The organism is Marinicrinis lubricantis (genome assembly GCF_042658665.1).
Lineage (GTDB): Bacteria > Bacillota > Bacilli > Paenibacillales > KCTC-33676 > Marinicrinis > Marinicrinis lubricantis.
The window spans coordinates 1-21,634 of sequence record NZ_JBHSQV010000145.1 but is presented as its reverse complement, the minus strand read 5'-3'; the positions used below and the strand labels follow the sequence as shown (position 1 = coordinate 21,634).

Annotated in this window: 20 protein-coding genes and 4 pseudogenes; 21 read left to right on the top strand and 3 right to left on the bottom strand. The window is 44.9% G+C overall.

The window, feature by feature from the left end; genetic code table 11:
* The first annotated feature begins 190 nt into the window (after window positions 1–190).
* Window positions 191–619: a hypothetical protein gene (locus ACFPXP_RS11195; RefSeq protein WP_379894284.1), complete on the top strand. Its 429-nt coding sequence runs from the start codon at window positions 191–193 to the stop codon at window positions 617–619.
* A gap of 166 nt (window positions 620–785) precedes the next feature.
* Here ACFPXP_RS11195 and ACFPXP_RS11190 read toward each other — a convergent pair.
* Together ACFPXP_RS11190 and ACFPXP_RS22750 are read right to left on the bottom strand one after the other, a co-directional pair.
* Window positions 786–932 (bottom strand): annotated as a pseudogene (locus ACFPXP_RS11190) (sugar O-acetyltransferase); the annotation flags it as partial.
* A 15-nt stretch (window positions 933–947) separates the two neighbouring features.
* Window positions 948–1,397, bottom strand: a pseudogene (locus tag ACFPXP_RS22750) (IS3 family transposase); the annotation flags it as partial.
* A 94-nt stretch (window positions 1,398–1,491) separates the two neighbouring features.
* Here ACFPXP_RS22750 and ACFPXP_RS11175 point away from each other — a divergent pair.
* The 13 genes and pseudogenes from ACFPXP_RS11175 to ACFPXP_RS11115 all read left to right on the top strand — a co-directional run bounded on the left by ACFPXP_RS11175 (window position 1,492) and on the right by ACFPXP_RS11115 (window position 13,216).
* The gene (locus ACFPXP_RS11175) at window positions 1,492–1,614 is read left to right on the top strand and encodes a GNAT family N-acetyltransferase (protein ID WP_379894282.1); all 123 of its coding nucleotides are present in this window, start codon (window positions 1,492–1,494) and stop codon (window positions 1,612–1,614) included.
* A gap of 264 nt (window positions 1,615–1,878) precedes the next feature.
* Window positions 1,879–2,235 carry a GntR family transcriptional regulator gene (locus ACFPXP_RS11170; RefSeq protein ID WP_379894287.1) on the top strand — a complete coding sequence of 119 codons (357 nt, stop codon included), beginning with the start codon at window positions 1,879–1,881 and terminating at the stop codon, window positions 2,233–2,235.
* Window positions 2,235–3,128, top strand: a complete 894-nt coding sequence (locus ACFPXP_RS11165; protein WP_379894281.1) for an ABC transporter ATP-binding protein — start codon at window positions 2,235–2,237, stop codon at window positions 3,126–3,128. Before ACFPXP_RS11170 ends, ACFPXP_RS11165 begins: the two co-directional genes overlap by 1 nt.
* Complete coding sequence (locus ACFPXP_RS11160) at window positions 3,125–3,817, top strand: hypothetical protein (protein WP_379894280.1); 693 nt, start codon at window positions 3,125–3,127, stop codon at window positions 3,815–3,817. Before ACFPXP_RS11165 ends, ACFPXP_RS11160 begins: the two co-directional genes overlap by 4 nt.
* A 445-nt stretch (window positions 3,818–4,262) precedes the next feature.
* A complete protein-coding gene (locus tag ACFPXP_RS11155; RefSeq protein WP_379894279.1) occupies window positions 4,263–4,697 on the top strand; it encodes a chemotaxis protein CheW in 435 nt (144 codons plus the stop codon).
* A gap of 7 nt (window positions 4,698–4,704) precedes the next feature.
* Window positions 4,705–6,723, top strand: coding sequence for a chemotaxis protein CheW (locus ACFPXP_RS11150; RefSeq protein ID WP_379894278.1), 2,019 nt, complete (start codon window positions 4,705–4,707; stop codon window positions 6,721–6,723).
* A gap of 160 nt (window positions 6,724–6,883) precedes the next feature.
* Entirely contained in the window at window positions 6,884–7,192 is a 309-nt protein-coding gene (locus ACFPXP_RS11145) for an ArsR/SmtB family transcription factor (RefSeq protein ID WP_379894277.1), read from the top strand.
* A gap of 11 nt (window positions 7,193–7,203) precedes the next feature.
* The gene (locus ACFPXP_RS11140; protein ID WP_379894276.1) at window positions 7,204–8,157 is read left to right on the top strand and encodes a cation diffusion facilitator family transporter; all 954 of its coding nucleotides are present in this window, start codon (window positions 7,204–7,206) and stop codon (window positions 8,155–8,157) included.
* A 10-nt stretch (window positions 8,158–8,167) separates the two neighbouring features.
* A pseudogene (locus ACFPXP_RS11135) lies at window positions 8,168–9,206 on the top strand (flavin-containing monooxygenase).
* Window positions 9,207–9,415: 209 nt separating this feature from the next.
* Window positions 9,416–10,042: a nitroreductase family protein gene (locus tag ACFPXP_RS11130; protein WP_379894275.1), complete on the top strand. Its 627-nt coding sequence runs from the start codon at window positions 9,416–9,418 to the stop codon at window positions 10,040–10,042.
* 40 nt (window positions 10,043–10,082) lie between these two features.
* A complete protein-coding gene (locus ACFPXP_RS11125) occupies window positions 10,083–11,033 on the top strand; it encodes a ring-cleaving dioxygenase (protein WP_379894274.1) in 951 nt (316 codons plus the stop codon).
* Window positions 11,030–11,647 carry an alpha/beta hydrolase gene (locus tag ACFPXP_RS11120; protein ID WP_379894273.1) on the top strand — a complete coding sequence of 206 codons (618 nt, stop codon included), beginning with the start codon at window positions 11,030–11,032 and terminating at the stop codon, window positions 11,645–11,647. The genes ACFPXP_RS11125 and ACFPXP_RS11120 overlap by 4 nt, the downstream gene beginning before the upstream one ends.
* Before the next feature lie 246 nt (window positions 11,648–11,893).
* The gene (locus ACFPXP_RS11115; RefSeq protein ID WP_379894286.1) at window positions 11,894–13,216 is read left to right on the top strand and encodes an amino acid permease; all 1,323 of its coding nucleotides are present in this window, start codon (window positions 11,894–11,896) and stop codon (window positions 13,214–13,216) included.
* A 3-nt stretch (window positions 13,217–13,219) separates the two neighbouring features.
* On the opposite strand, the pseudogene ACFPXP_RS11110 reads toward ACFPXP_RS11115, so the two are convergent.
* Window positions 13,220–13,843 (bottom strand): annotated as a pseudogene (locus ACFPXP_RS11110) (LysE family transporter); the annotation flags it as partial.
* A gap of 297 nt (window positions 13,844–14,140) precedes the next feature.
* Here ACFPXP_RS11110 and ACFPXP_RS11105 point away from each other — a divergent pair.
* From ACFPXP_RS11105 to ACFPXP_RS11075, 7 genes are all read left to right on the top strand, one after another.
* Window positions 14,141–15,964 (top strand): ABC transporter substrate-binding protein, encoded by a 1,824-nt coding sequence (locus tag ACFPXP_RS11105; RefSeq protein WP_379894272.1) that lies wholly within the window; start codon window positions 14,141–14,143, stop codon window positions 15,962–15,964.
* A gap of 97 nt (window positions 15,965–16,061) precedes the next feature.
* Window positions 16,062–17,072 (top strand): ABC transporter permease, encoded by a 1,011-nt coding sequence (locus tag ACFPXP_RS11100; protein WP_379894271.1) that lies wholly within the window; start codon window positions 16,062–16,064, stop codon window positions 17,070–17,072.
* 1 nt (window position 17,073) lies between these two features.
* Window positions 17,074–17,910, top strand: a complete 837-nt coding sequence (locus ACFPXP_RS11095) for an ABC transporter permease (RefSeq protein ID WP_379894270.1) — start codon at window positions 17,074–17,076, stop codon at window positions 17,908–17,910.
* A 2-nt stretch (window positions 17,911–17,912) separates the two neighbouring features.
* On the top strand, window positions 17,913–18,923 hold the full coding sequence (locus tag ACFPXP_RS11090) for an ABC transporter ATP-binding protein (RefSeq protein WP_379894269.1): 1,011 nt from the start codon (window positions 17,913–17,915) through the stop codon (window positions 18,921–18,923).
* A complete protein-coding gene (locus ACFPXP_RS11085) occupies window positions 18,910–19,710 on the top strand; it encodes an ABC transporter ATP-binding protein (protein ID WP_379894268.1) in 801 nt (266 codons plus the stop codon). The genes ACFPXP_RS11090 and ACFPXP_RS11085 overlap by 14 nt, the downstream gene beginning before the upstream one ends.
* Window positions 19,711–19,813: 103 nt before the next feature.
* Window positions 19,814–20,479, top strand: coding sequence for a lysozyme inhibitor LprI family protein (locus tag ACFPXP_RS11080; protein ID WP_379894267.1), 666 nt, complete (start codon window positions 19,814–19,816; stop codon window positions 20,477–20,479).
* 154 nt (window positions 20,480–20,633) lie between these two features.
* The gene (locus tag ACFPXP_RS11075) at window positions 20,634–21,104 is read left to right on the top strand and encodes a pyrophosphohydrolase domain-containing protein (protein ID WP_379894285.1); all 471 of its coding nucleotides are present in this window, start codon (window positions 20,634–20,636) and stop codon (window positions 21,102–21,104) included.
* Window positions 21,105–21,634: the final 530 nt, after the last annotated feature.

Sequence of the window (21,634 nt, the reverse complement as noted above, 5' to 3'; positions counted from 1 at the left end):
GCAGTTCCTCGTGATGAACCTGGAACGCCGCTTGCGGCTTCTTTTTGTCCTCATTCTCAACATGCTGCTGAAACGTACCGCCTACAGACAATTTGCTCTCTAATGTTTCGTTCAGCAAGCCCTAATTGTATTCGTCGTCTCTATGTTTCTCGTAACGACAGTGGCAGTAGGGTGTTCAAAGACTAATGAAATGACAGATCATGATACTCCATTAAACAACGTTCAAATTCCTCGCAGCGAGGGAACCCCTTTGATAGAGGAATATTTAGCGTTAAAGTATATTAACGAATATATAACTGAAGGAGAAATAAAGAAGAGAGAATGGTTTGTTGAACAATATGTTCATGAGGATATGCAGCATCATTTTGAACCTGGAGCAGATCCTGTCATTGAATTAAGTGAAAATGATCAACCTCAAGTAGTTCAAATGATAGATTATCATCATGAAGTGAGCAAATTAGACGGAAAGTTAGTCATGACTCGAGTGAATAGAGATAGGGTGGATCTCATATTTACATACGAAAAGGATGGAGAGTCGAAAATTGGGTTTGCTTACACTGAAGAAGATTCGGTGTATCATCAACTGAAGGAAAAATTTGATGGCGAGAGGTTGGATTAGCAATAATGAATTTTATAATGATAAAAATGTTTATTGTGAGACCTTTCGAAATAGGGAATAGAATATAAAATTGAAAGTATTTTTTCATACTCTTCCATCCTTTCTAGAAAATATAGTTGCGTTGAAATTCTCAACAAAGATATCAGATGACTAAATTCTTCTAGAATTATTTCTGACTGGATTCAATTTTCTTTAACATTTTCGCAGGTACACCTCCTACGATAACATTGGGAGGAACATCCTTTGTCACAACTGCACCAGCGGCAATAATAGCTCTATCACCAATAGTTACACCGGGAACCACTGTGGCATTTGCACTATATCTCTGTCAATAGAGTAGACACATAAAACCGAGAATGTTATGCAGCATACGTTCGTATTGATTGGGCGTGTAGTACCCTATGGATGAATGGATCCTTTTTCCATTGTAGAAGCATGTAATATATTCGAAAATACACTTTCGAGCTTGTTCTCGGGTTTTGAACTTCTCCAGGTAAACGAGCTCTTTTGTGAGTATGCTGTGGAACGATTAGATGCATGCGTTATCGTAGCAATTTCCTTTGCAACCCATGGTACCCTTCATCTTGTATTGTTTCAAACGGACTTGGTAGTCGTGAGAAGCATACTGACTGCCACGATCGGAGTGATGTATCACTTCACCACGCGGTCGTTTCTGGTTGCATGCACGATCCAGCGCCTTTAGGACAAGTTCCTTCGTCATCCGCTCATCCATGTGAAAACCTACGATTTTGCGGCTGTATAAGTCCATGATGCTCGCCGAGATGTTGGGAAGAAAAGAACCAGATTAGGAAAAGAGTTATGGACGTCCTTCAGATGGTCTGGCGCAGGAATTTTATACGCCGTAGTATTTGATGAAAAGTACTTGCTGCATCGAAGCTATAGCAACTGACCCTGCCTCTCGTGGGATCGGAGTTGCTAGTGCACTGCTTAATTATGTGTTTGATCATCTGCCATTCCGTGTTTTTAATTTTTAGCGGTGGCGGATACGAACGCCCGTGCCATTCGATTGTATGAAAAAAATGGCTTCACCGAGTCATGAGCGGTGGTCCCATTGTGAGATAAACGGCGAATGCCGTTTTTTTATTTGCCTTTTGAGCTTTGGACGTTGTGCATCGAGAGACATCAGCGTTGTTTTTTCATTTTTTGGCATTTCCCGTGTTGACAGAAAGTGTTCTATGTTATATGGTTAGTTACATAAGTAATGAACTAGTTAGGCGGTGAAGGTATTGGGGTTATCTATGGATGACAGCCGACCAATTTTTTTACAGATAGCTGAACGGATTGAAGATGACATCATCGAAGGAAGGCTGCCCGAGGAATCGCAGGTACCTTCAACGAATCAGTTCGCATCCTTTTATCAAATCAATCCCGCGACAGCGGCAAAAGGAGTGAATTTGTTGGTTGATCAAGGTATCTTGTACAAAAAGCGGGGGATTGGGATGTTTGTGGCGGAAGGTGCAAGGCAGATGTTAATGGAAAAGCGGAAGGAGCAATTTTTCGAGCAGTATGTGATTACGATGATGCAAGAAGCAGATAAGCTTGGCATTACGGTGGACCAATTAATGGAGATGATTCGGAGAGGAGCGGGTCGCTGATGGAAGATATCGTTGAAATTCGCGGGCTGGAAAAATCATATAGGGATGTATCCGTATTAAAGCACATAAATTGCGCGATTGGGGCGAACAAGATCTATGGATTTTTGGGGAGAAACGGTGCAGGCAAAACGACTTTGATGAAAATGCTTTGCGGCCAATTGCTGCCAACCCAAGGAGAACTAAAAGTATTTGGGGAAAAGCCTTATGAAAATAGACGCGTACTCAGTCAAATCTGCTTCATCAAGGAAAGTCAAAAATATCCGGATGTATTTAAGGTCAAGGATGTATTGGACATTTCGGAATCGATCTTCCCGAATTGGGATAAGGAATACGCTTATTCTCTCATCGAGGAGTTTCAGCTTCCGCTGAAAAGGCGCGTGAAAGCATTATCGAGAGGGATGACGTCATCTGTCGGGATTGTTATCGGATTAGCGAGCCGAGCGCCGCTTACGATATTTGATGAGCCATATCTCGGATTGGATGCTGTAGCCCGCAGTGTATTTTATGATCGGCTGATTGAAGATTACTCTGAGTATCCTCGGACGATCGTGCTTTCCACGCATTTGATCGACGAAGTGAGTAAAATATTAGAGCACGTGATCTTAATCGAGCAAGGAGAAATCTTATGGGATGAGGACGCTGAGAAATTACGAGGCAAAGCGTTTAAGATCATAGGGGACAAAGCAGTTGTGGAAGCTTTTGCTTCAGGTAAAGAAGTTATTGATCGGGAAACCCTGGGGGGAATGGCTTCCCTGACCATTTCCGACGGATTGTCCAAAGAAGAACGTCAAAAAGCGGAAACGGTAGGCATTCAAATCGAGCCTCTATCCCTGCAGCAATTTGTAGTTCAGCTTACACAGTATAAACGAAACAAAGGAGGTGTTTCCTCATGAATCCGATATTATCCGTGATGAAAATTCATTTAAAGGATCGTTGGACTTGGTTCCTTATTCCATGGCTGTTTGTTTTAATGTCCAGTTTTCTTATCAATCTGTTAGTTGGCCATATTATTAACGATCCTGAAGGCTTTGTCACTGGTGGGTTGTCCTCGATCTTTGTTTTTATGCTGATTGCGGGCGGCATTATTGTGACGCAGACCTTCCCATTTGCGATCGGTATGTGTGTAAGGAGAACAGATTATTTTCTCGGTACCGTGGCAACCATAAGCGCTTTTAGCGCCCTTTCGGCTGCTCTATTATCTCTGTTGTCTTGGATAGAAGAGCTGACTGAAGGATGGGGAACGAACATGAGCTACTTTTATCTCCCTTTCCTGGAGGATCTCGGTTGGGTCGGCCTTCCTCTCTTCTTCTTCATACTGCTGCTGAATGCGTTCTTCACTAGTTTCACAATCGCCAGTCTTCATAAAAGATTTGGAAGAAAAGGGATATTTACACTAACGATCGTCTTTCTCCTTATGTCCAGCATAGTAAGCTATCTATTCCTTTATTTTGAATGGTGGGATGAGATTTTTAACTGGATCGTTGATCTTAGCCTCAAAGATGTAACGGTATGGCTGTTCCCGCTGACAGCCCTATATATGCTTCTATCTTATTGGTTACTCAGAAGATCCATGGAATCCTAATAGACTTAAGTTTCGAAGAACAGGCGCTTTATGTGTCTGTTCTTTTTTCGCTGCGCAGGAGCAGGGGACCATAACAAACTTGATGCGAGCGATAAGCAGGCGAAGAAAATATCATTTACTGTCGAATGGTGTCAATGTATAATGGATAAATATCCTATTTATAGGTCTAATGTATGAAGGTGAGCGGGAAGTTTCTTGCATTATACTTATACTTTTGTCGATATTTGAAATAACTTACATACTTGATGGCATTTTAGCATCTCTTTAGCTGATTCAATGAAGACTATATGCTCGTATGCGTGGTTCAATCGATTTATATGTAGTTCAATATAGTCTTTATGAATTGAATTCGCTCAGGGTATTTTCTAGCAACGGGTTTTCAACAGATGAGGAAATCGTAAAAGGAAGTTTAAACAAAGAATACTTTTTTAAGGAGCGAGTGTGTATGCAAGTCTCTCAGCAGGAGCAATATATTGAATTCGGCATTGCGAACGAACATTACAGTATTCCAATTCAAGATGTGTTTGAAATCATTAAAATGCAGGAAATTACCCATATCCCTAATGTTTTTCCTTATGTAAAAGGGGTCATTAATTTACGAGGGAAGATTGTACCCGTTATTAGCTTGCGAAAATTGTTCCGTTTTCCAGAAGTAGATTATACGAAGGCGACACGCATCGTGGTCGTCCATCATCAAGAGGAAGCTGTCGGCATCATTGTAGATCTAGTCAGTAAAGTAACGACCTTCGGAGACATTCAACCGCCGCCGGAGCGGGTGGGAGGAGTTGAAGGGAACTTTTTCACAGGAATCGGCTTAACGAATGATCGTTTGGTCGGTATTTTGAAGCTGGATGAAGTTCTGCTTCACGAGAAGGAGTGAGGCTCCCATGTTATCAGAATATAAAGAAGTGTTTCTTGAGGAGCTTGAGGAACAGCTGCAGCTGATGGATGATGAAATTTTAAAGCTAGAGCAGAATGGGAATTCAGAGCAGATTATCCAAAGCTTATTTCGAGCGGCTCATACCTTGAAGGGGTCTTCCGCTGCGATGGGTTTCGAGGATATGAAGCAATTAACACATGAGATGGAGCATTTATTGGATCAAGTCCGCAGCAAGGCCATTACGATTTCCGATCCGCTGATCGATCTTTTGTTCAAGTCATTAGATGTCCTCAAACAATTAAAGCTGGATATCGAAAGCAATCAGCACGCAGTAACCGATATCACCGATTGTATACGAGAACTCCAATTGTTCAGTGAATTAGCGGGAGCGGATCAGGATGATGCATCCGGCCAATCTAGGCTTCCGTTGGAAAAGCCTCCATTAAATCTTGACATGAAGCTGAAGATTCAAGAAGTAAGAAGACAAGGAAAACAAGTGTATTGGCTGTTCCCTACTCTTTCTGCCGATTGCATCATTAAGGGAGCAAGAGCCTATTTAATTGGGTCGCAGTTAAGCGAACTTGGTGAAGTGCTGCTGGCTTTTCCTGATTTTGAAGATATCGACGAGCAATGTATGGATGCGCTTCAACTCACATTTCTATTTGCGGGCTCTCAGCTTGAGGAAGAACTGCATACGATCATATCGCAATTTACTGAAGTGTCAAAGGTGAGCATAGAAGCATTGGCAGATGAAGAATTTGCATCATCGGCTGCAACAGCTGCGAATACCCAGCATATGAAGCCGTCAGCAGAGAAAGATTCGAAGCAACCGATGAACAAAATGAAATCACAGACGATTCGGGTAAGTGTAGAGCGGTTGGAGCATCTGATGAATTTAGTGGGAGAGCTCGTGATTGATCAGACGCGTATTCATCAAGTTGAACGCATCCAAAGCCGCCGTTTTTCGGATGATACCGTTGAGGAGCTCGGCCAAATTTCAGATCATTTATCCCGAACCATCAGCGATCTGCAGGATAGTGTCATGAAGACGAGAATGCTCCCCATCGAACAGCTGTTTAATCGATTTCCTCGCATGATTCGCGACTTATCGCACAATCTAGACAAAGAAATCGAATTGGTGATTGAAGGAAAAGATACGGAGCTCGACCGGACTTTAATCGAAGAGATCGCAGATCCACTGATTCATCTGATACGAAATGCGGTCGATCATGGGGTTGAACGGCCAGAGGTCAGGGAGCAGATGGAGAAGAGCCGAAAAGGTACCCTTCAAATTAAAGCGGCCCATAAAGATAATCAGGTAGTTATTTATGTAGAGGATGACGGGGCAGGGATTGATCCGGATAAGATGAAGCAGTCCGCAATGAAAAAAGGCGTCATTACCTTTGAAGAAGCCGAGCAAATGAGCGATCGAGAGGCGATTGAGCTCATTTTTCGTCCAGGGTTTTCGACCGCCAGCAAGGTCAGTGATGTGTCTGGACGAGGTGTCGGTATGGATATCGTTAAAAGCCATATCGAGAAGCTGAACGGGATTATCGATATTGATACAAAACTTGGCCGGGGGACACGCTTTAAAATCAAGCTTCCATTGACCCTTGCAATCATCGTTGGACTGCTGGTGAAGCTGCAGGAGCAAACATATATCATTCCGATGAGCAATATCATCGAAATAATCCGTGTCAAGCCTGACGAGTTGCAGCATGTGCGAGGTCAAGAAGTTGTACTTCTGCGAAACCAAGTCATTCCAGTTGTATGGATGCATACGCTTTTTCAACTGCCGAAGAGTGAAGAACAAACCAAGGAAATACCTCTCGTCATCGTCGGATCAGCGGAGAAACGAATGGCACTGGCTGTCGACGCACTGATTGGAAACCAAGAGATCGTCATTAAAAATCTAGGCTCCTATATCGGAAAAGTAGATTATATCGCTGGTGCGACGATACTTGGCGATGGCAGAGTAGCGCTCATTGCAGAAATTCCGTCCATGATGAACACATCCGTTAGGTAATGACATCGAATGAACAACGATTCTGCACCTACTTGTTACATATCAAACAGGCTAAAGCTAAGCTTTAGCCTGTTTTTTGTTTTCCTCTTGACTTCCAGAAGTGAATGATAAATAATACCTATATGAACATATGCTCATATATTATACGGAGGTGACATCGATGGACGCGAAAGAGCATGCATTTTTATCCATTGAAACGGTTGAAGAAGTGTCGCAGATGTTTAAGGCTTTATCCGATCCGACGAGAATACGTATCCTGTATTTACTTTCCCAGGAAGAATGCTCGGTTAATCATATGGCGGAAGTGCTGGAGCTGTCACAATCTGCGGTTTCACATCAGTTGAGCTTTCTGCGTACGCTGAGATTGGTTAAATTTCGAAGACAAGGCACAGCGATGCTGTATTCATGCGACGACAATCACGTCATCTCGCTTCTCAACCAAGCTATCCATCATTCAGAGCATCGGTAGGAGGGGTACCTATGGGTCACGAACACCATTCACATGTTCACGGACATGACCATCATGGTCACTCGCATCACGCAGGACATCATCATCATGTTGATGTCGAAGGCAATAAAAAGGGTTTGTTGATTGCACTATCGATTACCCTTGGCATTATGCTGCTCGAATTTTTCGGAGGGCTGTTCACGAACAGTCTCGCCTTGCTTTCCGACAGCGGTCATATGCTGAGCGATGCGAGTTCTCTCGCACTCAGTTTAATCGCTTTCTGGTATGCCGCCAGGCCAGCATCACCGCAAAAAACGTTTGGTTATTATCGGTTTGAAATATTAGCTGCCCTATTGAACGGGGTGACACTGTTCATCGTTGCCGGTTTCATAGCCTGGGAAGCTTATGAGAGATTTCAGCAGCCACCCGAAGTTGCAAGCGGCACGATGATTTGGATCGCATGCATTGGATTGCTTGCGAATGTGCTGAGCGCTTGGTCTTTGATGCGCAAAGGTGATGTGAATCATAACCTCAATCTTCGGAGTGCGTACCTGCATATCATCGGGGATGCCTTGGGTTCGGTTGGAGCGATTGCCGCAGGGTTCGTCATGTGGCTCTTCGGATGGTACATTGCCGATCCCATCATCAGCATTATTGTTGCAGTTCTGATTCTTAAAGGCGCCTGGAGTGTGATTCGGCATACGATCCATATTTTGATGGAGGGAACTCCTGCCTCCATAGAAAGCGAAGAAGTGAAAGGCCTGCTTCAGCAGCTTGACCAAGTAATCGATGTTCACGATCTTCATATTTGGACGATCACTTCCGGATTTCATTCGCTCAGCTGTCACCTATTAATCGAGGATCATGCCGACAGCCAGCAAATCCTGCAGCAAGCCATTCAACTTCTTGAGAATCAATTTGCTATTCACCATGTAACGATTCAGGTGGAGAACAGCGCGATTCGTCATCATGAATTGAGGGTATAGGAGGAAGAGGATGAAGCACAGATATGATGCAATTGTTATAGGCGCTGGACAGGCAGGACTAGCAGCTGGCTATCATTTGAAGAAAAAGAATAGGCATTTTTTAATTATAGATCAAGCTGAGCAAGCGGGAGACAGCTGGAGGAACCGATATGACACATTACAGCTCTTTACACCAAGATGGTACAGCTCCTTACCCGGACTGTCTTTGCTGGGGGACCCGGGTGGGTATCCATGTAAAGACGAGATGGCTCAGTATTTTCAGAACTATGCTGAATTTTTTCAATTACCGATCCAATTCAAGACAACCGTAACATCTCTCACAAAGGTTGACGAAGAATTTTTTATACAGACGGCACAGGGAGAAGAATATACGGCTTCCCAAGTGATTGTCGCCACGGGAGCGTTCCATAAGCCATTTATACCAGAATTTGCGAAGGTAGTTCCCGAACAAATGAAGCAGCTTCATTCTTCAATACCGAAATGCTTCAAATTTAATCGAAGGTCCGGTTCTAGTGGTGGGAGCAGGCAATTCCGGCGTACAAATTGCAGCAGAGCTTGCGAAGGGCAGGGATGTGTACTTATCAGCTGGACATCCACTAAGGTATATGCCTTTAGAGTTGCTGGGTAAAAGTATTTTTTGGTGGTTCCATAAGACGGGGGTGTTAAAGGCTTCTCCTCAAAGTATGCTCGGTTTGAAGCTGCAAAAGCGAGGAGATCCTATCTTCGGATACACGCCAAAGCAACTCATAAAGAGCGGTCAAATTAAATTAAAGCCAAGAACCATTTTATTGGATTCAAGCGGGGCGCATTTTTCGGACGGGACGAGCATTCGTGTGGGCAATCTTATTTTGGCTACGGGATTTGCAGCTGATTATCGTATCATTGAAATTTCTGGCGCGTTAGACAAAAGTGGACGACCTATTCATCATCAAGGGATGAGCCTGGTTCAAGGTTTGTTTTATTTAGGGATGCCTTGGATGAGGTCTAGAGCATCGGCACTAATAGGCGGAATTGGGGAAGATGCTGCATTTTTAGCACAACATTGGTGAGCTTCAAAATAAAGGATATGCAGCATACCGAATTTGAAGATGGATCCTATGTGATCCTTTTTTATGGAGAAAGCATCAAGTGAAAAATGAATGATCATTTTGGGGTTGAAAAAAATAGAAAACTATATTATCTTTAATTTAAGATATTTAACTTAAAAATGAGTTCTATGGATCAACTGCAAAGGGAAGGATAGAGAGGGAGTGGACGTATGAATGATTTTACTCAAGTGATTAAAGAACGGAGATCAGCGAATAAATTCATGACAGGAATAGAAATTGCGGATCACGAACTGAATGATATTTTTGAGCTCGTCAAATTTGCACCTTCCGCATATAACCTGCAGCATGCGCATTACATCGTTGTAAGAGACGCAGGCATGAAGCAGAAAATATATGAAGCTGCGAACAAGCAGTATAAAGTGCTGTCGGCATCGGCTGCAATCATTGTACTCGGCCACAAAGATGCTCATATGGATGCCGCATGGATTAATGAGGGCCAATTAAATCTTGGGATCATGAATCAACAAGAATATGACCATGCCGTTGCATCGACCATCGCCTTTTACGAAGAAAGAGGCGAGAATTTTAAACACGAGGAAGCCGTCCGCAACGCCTCGCTTTCCGCTATGCTGTTCATGCTGGCCGCTAAACATAAGGGGTGGGACACCTGCCCGATGATTGGATTCGATCCCGAGCAAATATGTGAGGTATTGAACATTCCCGATCGATATGTTCCGGCCCTGCTCATTACGTTAGGAAAAGAAGATGTATCGAGTCAAAGACTTCGCGGCTATCGCAAGCCGGTGGGAGAGTTTGTCACATTTGATTCATTTTAATTGAACCACGATAAAAATCATAATGAAAGAAGGCTATTCGATGAAACATCAAACCGCTGGAATCCACCATATTACCGCATTCGTGAGAAATGCACAGGACAATGTTGATTTTTACGCTGGTGTACTCGGACTGAGACTCGTTAAAAAAACGATTAACTTCGATGAGCCGGAAGTATACCATCTCTATTTTGGCAATGAAATCGGAAGTCCAGGCACGGCTATCACCTTTTTTCCGTGGCAGCATGGCCGGAAAGGAAGAGTCGGGGGCGGACAAGTCGGTTATACCACCTTCCTCGTTCCATCCGGAGCGCTTAGCTTCTGGGAGAATCGGTTAACGAAATTGAACGTTCCGTTCCAGCATCATCATCGGTTCGGCGAGACGTTCCTTCGCTTCGAGGATACGGATGGGCTGCAGCTAGAAATCGTGGCTCGGGAAGAAGGCGTACTCAGCAAATGGTCCTTCGGCGGTGTACCGGCAGACATGGCAATTAAAGGTTTCGGAGGTGCCCTGCTGTACAGCATAGCGCCGGAGAAGACCATACGCGTCCTGGAGGATGTACTCGGATTGGAGCGGCAAGGGGAAGAAGACGGTGTGATTCGATTCCGCAGTGCTGGTGACCTGGGGAACATCATTGATCTCGCTGCAAACCCTGTGCCATCCGGCAGCGGAGGGACGGGAACAGTCCATCATATTGCATGGCGTGCGAAAGATCATGAAGACCATCAGAGATGGCGGGAAAATGTCCGAGCCCATGGATTGAGTCCTACCCCGATCGTGGATCGGCAGTACTTCAATGCGATTTATTTCCGTGAAGGAGGTGGCATTTTATTCGAAATTGCCACCGATCCTCCAGGCTTCGAATTGGATGAACCTTTTGATGCACTCGGTCAGGAGCTAAAGCTGCCCGAGTGGTTCGAACCGCATCGCGCTCTGATTGAGAAAGGCTTGTCTCCCATTGAGGTTCGTGTGTTAAAGGAGGATATGGAATGAAGCACATTTTTCAAAAAGGCTCTAATGAAAATGAGCGAACATTGCTGCTGCTCCATGGAACAGGCGGAACAGAGAATGATCTCCTTCCCATTGCACCTATGATCGATCCGTCGGCATCCGTATTAAGTGTACGCGGCAGCGTGCTGGAAAACGGGATGCCCCGATTCTTTAGACGCCTTGCCGAAGGGGTGTTCGATGAAGAAGATCTTCTGCTGCGTACGAAGGAGCTTCACGAATTTCTCGATCAAGCCTCGGAACAGTATGGATTCGCACGGAATCGGATCGTAGCCGTTGGTTATTCGAACGGTGCGAATATCGCTGGAAGCCTGCTTTTTCACTATAAGGATTCACTGCATGGAGCAGTACTCCATCATCCGATGGTTCCTCGGAGAGGATTAAAATTGCCGGATCTAAGTCAAATCCCTGTGTTCATAGGAGCGGGAGGCAATGATCCGATCTGCTCCCCGGAAGAGATGAGTGAATTGGAGAACCTTCTTAAAAGTGCTGGTGCTTCCGTCACTGTCCATTGGGAATCGCATGGCCATCAGCTTACGAGAACGGAAGTGGATGCAGCAGCAGAATGGTATCGCAACCTGTTTCCAGCTAGCTCATGAGCATAATTTAACTCATTGAAATGATGCAGTATCCTGCCCTGGGATACTGCTTTTTTGTATTCGCCGATGCCACCGTGTTAGCAGTGTATTAGCATTACAGTTAGTCGTCTTTAAAAAGCTCTTGTTCGTTTTTGATAACGTACAAGAGCTTTTTCTAATACATATTTTGGTGCGAATTTTGAAAACCTAAACCGGATTAATAATGGGCGAGAGAGGTGCTTGTAAAGTGGACAGGACGAAAGGCGCATCCAAGCCGGGGGGACGCTGTCATGGCTGGGTTTAGCACTCCTCGGACTCGGCTTTACAACAGGAACTGGCTTTTTTCTAGGAGTCAGCATCGCTGTGGAGAAAACGGGCTTTTCCGTATTGCTGCTGTTTATCCTTGCTGCTGCGGGAACGTATTTCGTCTATGACGCATTGGCACGTATGATTGCGCAGCATGCAGAACAAGGCAGCTTCAAAGCTTATTCCAAAAATGCATTTGGCCATTGGGCAGGATTTAATCACGGATGGATGTATTGGCTGTCTGAGATGCTGATTCTCGGCAGTCAGTTGATGGCCATCGGATTGTTTACTCGTTTTTGGTTTGACCAGGTGCCATTATGGATTTTTTCTGCAGGGTACGCAGTCCTAGGTGTGGTCGTCGTTTTCCTTGGCACGAAAGTGTTCGAGAAGGCTGAGAATATATTTGCAGTCCTTAAAATTACGGCGATCGTTATGTTCATTGGGCTATCAATTTTGGTCATGACCGGAGTCTTAAGCAAGACGCACGACCATATGCATACACCGAGTGGGGCAGGGGAGTGGTTCACACAAGGCCCGATGGGAATGTGGACCGCATTTCTGTACGTCTTTTTTGCGTTCTCAGGCATTGAGGTGATGGGTCTCATGGCCACCCATTTGAAAAATCCGAAAGACGCTCCAAAATCAGGCAAAGCCATGATTATTACCATCACTTTGCTCTATATTGCCTCGATCTCTCTTGCCATGCTGTTGGCGCCTTTGAAACGGTTTAATCCTAACGAAAGTCCATTTGTGACGTCTTTGAAAGATATTGATTTCATGCTGATTGTACATATTTTTAACGGGGTATTGATTATTGCCGGCTTTTCCAGTCTTGTCGCCTCTCTCTTCTCCGTGACCCAAATCATGCACAAAATAGCAGTAGACGGCGATGCTCCACACATTTTAACGAGAAAAACGAAGCGAGGACTGCCGATCGCATCACTCGTTCTAACGGTAAGCGGCATGATCGTGAGTATTCTTATCGCATTGCTTCTGCCCAAAAAGGTGTATGAGTACATCACGACCGCGGGAGGTTTAATGCTGCTTTATACATGGCTTTTCATCGTGTTTTCATCTCGAAAACTGTTGAAAATGAGCGTATGGGGACATGTGAAGTCGTTTGCTGCGATTGTGTTGGTGCTTGCAGCCGCTTCAGGAACCGTATTCGATCGAACAAGCCGCCCCGGTTTCTTCGCCAGTTTAATACTCGTGCTCGTGATCGGTATTATTACCTTCATCCTCCGAAAACGGTGGAAAGGGGAACGTCCTAACAAACCTATTTAAAAATAGAAGCTTTCCGGCTTGGCAGCCAAAATAAATACCAAAGCCGATTAAGGAAAGCCCCGCGACCCTGGAAATGAAGACCAGGACCCCGTCACGTATGTATTTTTGGAATACGGTGGCGACGCCAGCCATCGTCAAATCCCACAGCATTAAACCGACAAATATACCCGAGCTGTAAAGGAGAAGATCCCATGCTCCGTATTGTTCAGCGGTTTTCGCCAAAATCGAGCCGTAAATGCCCAGCCAGAATAATATGCTGAGCGGATTGGAGAGCGTCATGAAAAATCCGGAGGTGAAAGATTTTAGCTTCGATTCCTGCATGCTTCGATAGCCAGCGGCATGCTTAAGCTGCTTCGCACTAATGATGCTCTCTAGTCCGGAATACATGAGTACAAAGCAGCCGAAAAGCCATAGAAATGTTTTCATAAACGGCGTGCTTAAGAAATGGGCGGAACCGAAGTAGATGAGCAGCATAAATACCGCATCGGCGACCATTGCCCCCAATCAGACCAGCCATGCGTGAACAAAGCCAAATTTCATTCCCTTGTCCAGCTGAGCTGCGTTCACAGGCCCGATCGGAGCAGATAGAGACAACCCGAGGATAATATAGCTCAAAAAAGTGTTCATCGATGAACGGGGCACCTCACTTCTCCTTTAATCCAATACTTGTACATGTTTATGGAGACAGGCATCCCAGTAGAACATCAAAAGGGAGAATATTAACAGCTTATATTTTCTTGAATTTGGTTAAAAAGGGAGTCAACATTCTCGTGAATCCGACATAGAGATAATTAGGACCATCTTTACAGATCGTCTGATCGAGGGTGAAAGGGGGCCGTTCTTTTAAATTTAAGACATGTCATATAAAAAACACAAAATTACGTAAGCGCTGTCATTATCTTTGACTATGACGGAGGGATCACTATGAGGTTCAAAACAGTAACCATCATGATCTGTGCATTCGTACTGGCTTTTTCGTTGTTGGCCGCATGCAGCAACAACAATAACAATACTTCAAATCCGCCGGAAAATGGGAATACAGGCACAAATCAGAACTCGCCTGACTCTACAGATCCGGGCGGCGATCAGCCTACAGCAGAAGCGACGTCACGCAATGAAACGCTATATGTTAACGGAATTCAATGGGGACCGCCCACGAATTTCAACTTGATAAGCGGCAACCCGGCTTTTCCCATCAATTACGGCAATTCTCGTGAACTGATTTATGAAACGCTGTTCATGATCAATATGCTGGACGGCAATTTGGAACCCTTGCTGGGTACCGAGTATTCCTGGTCCGACGATTTAACGCTCCATATCGAATTAAATCCGGATGCCAAATGGAATGACGGCACCCCGTTCACTTCGGATGACGTCGTATACACGTATAAGCTCGCCGATAAGTATGAAATCAACTGGACCAGCTATTGGGATTATATCTCAGATGTGACTGCTGACGGCCCGCACGCCGTGAACATCCTTCTGAACCCGGATAACCCCAACAAGCTGACCGTTCTTGAAAGCATTGAATTGATTCCAATGCTGCCAAAGCATATTTGGGAAGCGATCGAGCAAAAGCATAGTGGCGACTTGGCCGAAATCCGCAAGGAGGTCAATCCAGATCCTGTAGGGACCGGACCTTATAAAATGTATTACTATAATGATCAAAAAATTACACTTATTCGCGATGATAACTATTGGGGACAATCTTTATTTGGCGGACTGCCGGCACCCAAGTACATTACTCATGTAATCTACAAGGATAATGCAGCTGGCGACCTTGCTTTCAAAAATGGAGAAGTCGACGTTTCCCAGCAATTTATTCCGCAAGTATGGAAGATGTGGGAAGATGGCGCACCTGTAAAGACGTATTTAGAGGAGGAGCCGTATTACTTGGCCGGTTCGATGCCTTCGATCTTCTTTAACATGTCAGAGCCGGGACTCGACAACGCAGATGTTCGCAGAGCGATCGCCATGGCTATTGATTATGACAAAATATCAGAGCTCGCCATGAGCGGCTATTCGGATACATTGAAGCCTTCGCTCACCCTAAATACTCCGGCAGAAATGAAATATATTGAAGAGGATGAAATCAAATCATTACAGTGGACGACCGATGTGGAGGCGGCTAATCAGCTGCTCGATGACATTGGAGCAGAGAAAGGCGGCGACGGCATTCGTGTATTGAACGGGGTAAGACTCGGTCCTTACGATATTGAAGCGCCATATGGCTGGTCTGACTGGAACGCCGCACTGGAAATTGTCGCTCAGAACGCGAAGGCGATCGGTATTGAGATTCGTACGAAGTTCCCGGAAGCCCCGGTATGGACCAATGATCTTCAGACTGGTAAGTTCGACATTATCATGAATACACCTGCCGGTAATGTCAGCCCAAGCCAGCCTTGGAACCGCGCGAGAACCATTATGTACTCCAAAGGTGTAGCTCCTCTCGGGGAAATGGCATTCTGGAACTGGGGACGTTATCAGAATGACAGAGCTGACGAAATTATCGATCAAATTCCAACCGTTACAGACGAAGCACAATTGAAAACGCTTTACACGGAACTCACGAAAATATGGCTCACGGACATTCCATCCATTCCGCTGATGTATCGTCCATGGGTGTTCTATACCGTTAACGAATCAGTATGGAAAGGATTTCCGGTGGAAGGGGATGGAAGCAATACTCCACCGCAAATCGCGATGGACGGTGCGGGCATCAAAGCGCTGTATCAAATTCACAACTAACGTCTGAGGAAAGAATTGCATGATGATGGGCCTATATTGGCAGTTGACCAATAATAGGCCCTAATTTAACCGCAGCGATTCGGAGGTGTGATGTGTCTTGAGTCCATATGCACGTTATTTCGTGAAAAAATTTTTTTGGTATTTCCTCACGTTAGTGATTGCTGTCATTCTCAATTTTCTTCTTCCAAGACTCATCGAAGGCAACCCCGTCAGCATAGTGGCTTCGCAAGTTTCTGCGGGGATGACAGACAGTGATTCGATTAAGAAGGTATATGAGAATTTTATGGAAGAGTTTGGCGTCGACAAGCCCATGATTGCTCAGTTTTTCATTTATGTGAAGAATCTGTTCATGGGAGACTTGGGAACCTCCTTCGGCTTATATCCGAAAAAGGTGACCGATATACTTGCATCTGCCGTACCTTGGACACTAGGGCTGCAGCTTCCCGCAATCCTCGTCGGATGGATTCTGGGCAATGCACTAGGCGCTTTGGCGGCGTACCGAAAAGGTGTTTTCGATAAAGCGATTTTTCCTGTAGCACTGTTTATCAACTCCATACCGTTCTTCACGTTGGCGATCATGATGCTCTACTTGTTCGCGATCACGCTGAATTGGTTCCCGGCCCATGGAGGATACGACTTCCAGATGATTCCACAGTTCAATCTGGAGTTTATCGGGTCTGTACTTCGGCATCATACGCTGCCGTTCTTATCGATCGTGCTGGTCACCATCGGAGGGCAGGCCATCGGGATGAGAGAAATGTCGATCTATGAACTCAATTCCGATTACGTGCTGTACAGCAAGCTTCTCGGCATTCGAGATTCGAAGGTGGCCAGGTATGTGTTCAAGAATGCAATGCTGCCGCAAATTACCGGTTTAGCTTTATCGATCGGTACGATGGTCGGTGGTTCACTGATCTGTGAAATCGTATTTAGCTACCCCGGCATCGGAACGACGTTGTTCTCAGCCATAAGGCAGCTGGATTATCCACTGATCTCAGGCTGCACGCTGCTGATTGCGATTTGCGTACTGCTCGCTAACTTTACGATTGAAATGATCTACGGCATCGTAGACCCTAGAATAAAGGCCTCGCAAATGGAGGATCAGTGATATGAACCATAACGCGCGAATTTTGCTGAAGTCTCCCAAGTTTGTCATTGGCGCAAGCACCTTCCTGCTGATGCTGTTGTTCGTTTATATTTATCCTTGGATCAACAAGAATGATCCCTTAGAAATGATTGCCTTAGCCTTCCAGCCGCCAAGCGGTGACTTATGGCTCGGCTCGGACAATTTCGGCCGTGATTTATTTCTAGAGCTGGTGTACGGCATTCGAACCTCGATTGAAGTTGGACTTATTGCTGGTATTGTCGCCACCGCCATAGGACTGATTATCGGTTTGGCTTCTGGATATATCGGCGGACTCGTTGATAACATTTTAACCGCAATTACGAATATGTTCATCGTGATTCCATCCTTCATCATATTAATTCTCATTTCCGTAAGCATTAATTCCCGCAGCTCGATGGTCGTGGCGATGATCATTGGACTCACGAGCTGGCCGTGGACGGCCAGAGCGGTTAGAGCGCAGACCACCTCGCTAAGAAACCGCGATCACGTTCATATCGCAAAAATATCCGGCCACAGCACACCCAGAATACTCATCTTCGAAATTCTTCCCTATATCGCATCCTATGTGGTTATGGCATTCATTCTTCAGGTAGCCTCAGGTATTTTATCGGAAGCATCCATCTCCATGCTGGGCCTAGGTCCGTACAATACCATTTCGCTCGGCATCATCATGAACTGGGCGCTCGTCTTTGAAGCACCTGTCGCCGGGGCTTGGTGGGCTTTCATCCCTGCGGCATTCGCGATTGCGATTATCACGTTCTCCTTGTATTTAATCAATACCGGGATGGATGAAATATTCAATCCGAAGATAAGGAGCTAGCTATGGGCGAATATATTTTAGAAGTTAAAGGACTGAAGACGTATTATCGGACTCGTCTAAAAGAAAATGTATATGCGGTGGATGGCGTAGACTTCGTATTGGAGAAAGGGAAAACACTCGGCATCGCCGGTGAATCGGGCTGCGGGAAGTCGACGCTGGCACTAAGCTTAATGGGCTTTTATTTTCCGCCATTGTTTTATCACAGCGGCTCGATCGTTGTGAATGGCATCGATGTGATGAAGCTGAGCAAGGAGCAGCTCCGCAAGAAGATTCTCGGCAGAGAAATTTCATATATTCCGCAGGCGGCGATGAATGCGCTGAATCCGACCCTGAAAATCATTCATTTCATTGAAGACATGATGAAGGAGCACAGGCCGGAACTGAGCAAGAAGCAGGTATGGCAGATGGCGGCGGAGAGGTTTGAAACGCTGAATTTATCGCCGAACGTTTTAAACTCGTATCCGAATGAGCTGTCCGGGGGAATGAAGCAGAGAACGGTGATCGCGATTTCAACGATCTTAAATCCGAAGGTACTCATCGCCGATGAACCGACCTCTGCACTGGATGTGACTTCCCAGAAGGCGGTTATCAAGCTGCTTAAAGAACTGCTCAAGAAGGAATTTATTCAGTCGCTGGTGTTCATCACTCATGAGCTGCCACTGCTGTATCATGTGACGGATGACATTATGGTCATGTATGCCGGCGAAATCGTTGAACGAGGGACGGCGCATCAAATGATTTTCGATCCGATCCATCCCTATACGAAGAAGTTGATGGGCTCGATCATCGTACCTGAGGAAGGAATGAAGGCGCATAAGCTCGCTGCGATCCCTGGCGCACCGCCGAATTTGAAGAACGTTCCGCCGGGCTGTCGATTTGCTGATCGATGCGAGTATGCAGCGGACCCTTGCAGGCAGGGGAAGGTAGAGAACAAAATCGTCGGGGAAAGGATTTACCGTTGCATGATTGAGCCCGACACGTTGAAGGAGTTGTATGCACGTGAACAAACGTGAAGTGCTTCTCAAGGGAACGAATGTAACGAAGGTTTTCGGACATGGAAAAAAGAAAACGATCGCAGTGTCTGAGGTGGATTTTGCTTTTCATCGCGGAGAAATCATCTCGATTGTGGGGGAGAGCGGGAGCGGTAAAACAACATTGGCAAAAATGATGATGGGCCTGCTCAAGGAGACGAGCGGAAATATTGAATATCTTGGAAAACCGAGGCAGCTCAAGACTTACGCGCAGCGGAAAGCTTACTGGAAAGATATTCAGGCGATATTTCAGGACCCTTTCTCATCCTTCAATATTTTCCACAAGGTAGAGAAGCTGCTGAAAGACTGCATTAAGCTGCAGGGGCTCAAGCTCTCGAAGAAGGAGCAATTCGAGAAAATGAAGGAAGCATGTTCGTTCGTTAATTTGAAGTTTGAGGAGCTGTACAACAAATATCCTTTCGAGCTGTCCGGCGGACAGATGCAGCGGCTGATGATCGCACGGATCTTTATGCTCCATCCGAAGATCTTAATTGCCGACGAGCCAACCTCGATGATCGACGCCTGCTCGCGTTCGACGATTCTGGATATGCTGCTTAAGCTGAGAGATGAGAACCAAATGACGATCATCTTCATTACACACGATGTTGGCCTTGCCTATTATGTTAGTGATACATTGTACATTATGGAGAAAGGTAAAATCGTGGAAAGCGGACCGGCGGAAGAGATTATCATAAGTCCGAGGCACCTTTACACGAAGCAGTTGATCTCGGATGTGCCAAAGATTCATGAGGAGTGGAATTTAGCGTAGCATAGTTACTGAAGAAGCGTAACGGCAGTCGGCTGTGCGCTTCTTTTTGCGGGGACGTCCATTATGTTAAAATAATGAATAAAAAGAACTTGGAGCTGTAACCATGAAGAAAAGTAATACGCTTATCGCGACAATCCTTTTAGCTGGTTTATTTGTCACAATGTCTGCCTGCAGCAATGCTTCTGATGATACTAGTTCCATGAATCTACAGGCTGAAGAACGTGATAACAAATCAGAAAATACGAATGATTCTTCTCCATTGAATGATTCAACTACGGATAGTAGTCCGACAGAACCCATAAATGATACGATGAAAAATGAAAATATCCTGGAAGACAACATAACAAAAATAGAGGGTAGAAAAAGAGAGTTTTTAGATAAATTAGATCAAATCCAAAAAGAGCTTGATGCTTTGCCAGAAAAGAAAGATTCCGATCAAGGTGTAACAGGTGCGATGAAGAGCTACTACGGAATTTCCTACGAAACGTATGACAAAGCTTTAAATGAGATTTATGCCCTGCTAAAAGAAAAATTGTCATCAGAAACCATGGAAAATTTACGAACAAAGCAATTAAAGTGGATTGAAGAAAAAGAAGAAAAGGCGATAAAAGCTGCTGAGGAGTTTAAAGGCGGGACTTTTGAAAATGTTGCTTATTACATCTCTCTATACGAATCCACCAAAGAAAAATGTTATGAATTAGTTCATGAGTACATGACAGACCCGAATATAAAAGATGACAGTACAAAACACATTATAATTCGGCAGTGAATTGTAATGTGTTTTTCTTTATGTATCCATCATTTGCACCTCTTAAAAGAACGGACATGGCTGTTGGTTTCGATGGCTGCAAGCATGATATAATGGGAAACATCAACGAAATCGAAACGAAGAAGGATGATGTAGTGTGAATCAGCAATACGAAATGGTTAAACAATTCCACCGCGTGTTTCGCTCGCCTTATGCAGAGCGCCCACAGCTGCTTGACCGAGGAACCATATCGGAGAAAGACGAGTCGATGCTTCAGTCGTTGGAACAATTCGTGAAAGAAATGAAGGTTTCATCGATAGAAGGAAACGGAGGAAGAATGCTGGCAAGAACGTCCTGGATGCTGGAGGAACTCTGCGAGTTTACCAGAGCCGAAACGATAGAGGACCAAGCGGATGCACTCATTGACTTAATTTATTTCGCTATGGGCACTTTTGTCGAGATGGGTGTTCGGCCGGAAAAATTGTTTGAAATCGTCAATGAAGCGAATATGAGTAAGCTGTGGCCGGACGGGGAACCCCACTTTAATGAGCAGGGCAAAATCGTCAAACCAGAAGGCTGGCAGCCGCCGGAAGAAAAATTGGCTGAAGAGATTAGAAGACAATTGAAAGAGCAGGCACCGGTATAAATCGTGAGGTCTATTTATAAATTCGTAAATACAACCATGTTACAGCTCCTACCGTTGTCACGAGCAGAAGCAGGATGAAGATTGCATAACCGATTTTGGTTTTAGTCTCTGTGTATTTGTCATAAAAGCTGGGTCGTTGAAATGAAAAGCCATTCCACAGCTCATTTACTAAGTTCAGGAAGACGAGAGCAAAGTTTCTCACCAGCCTCATTCATTACACCACCTTAGAATATATATAGTTGGATTATAGCATGATTATCCATTTTAGACCAATATTTGTATTCAAGACGTAAATCCGCATCAGATGAGGATGTTATGTATTCTTATCGATCGCTGCAGCCAGGTGATCCGAATACGAAAGGGTTATTGTTTTATAAAAAACATGGTTATCATCCGATTGACATGATCAAGTCCAAATTCGTGTGTAAATTCCCTCAGCTAGATGGGGCTACATAATGCGAGTCACTTTGGCATCGGATTTTGGCCGATCCTTGCGCCATTCCATGTACTCGGTCATGTCGAGATACTTC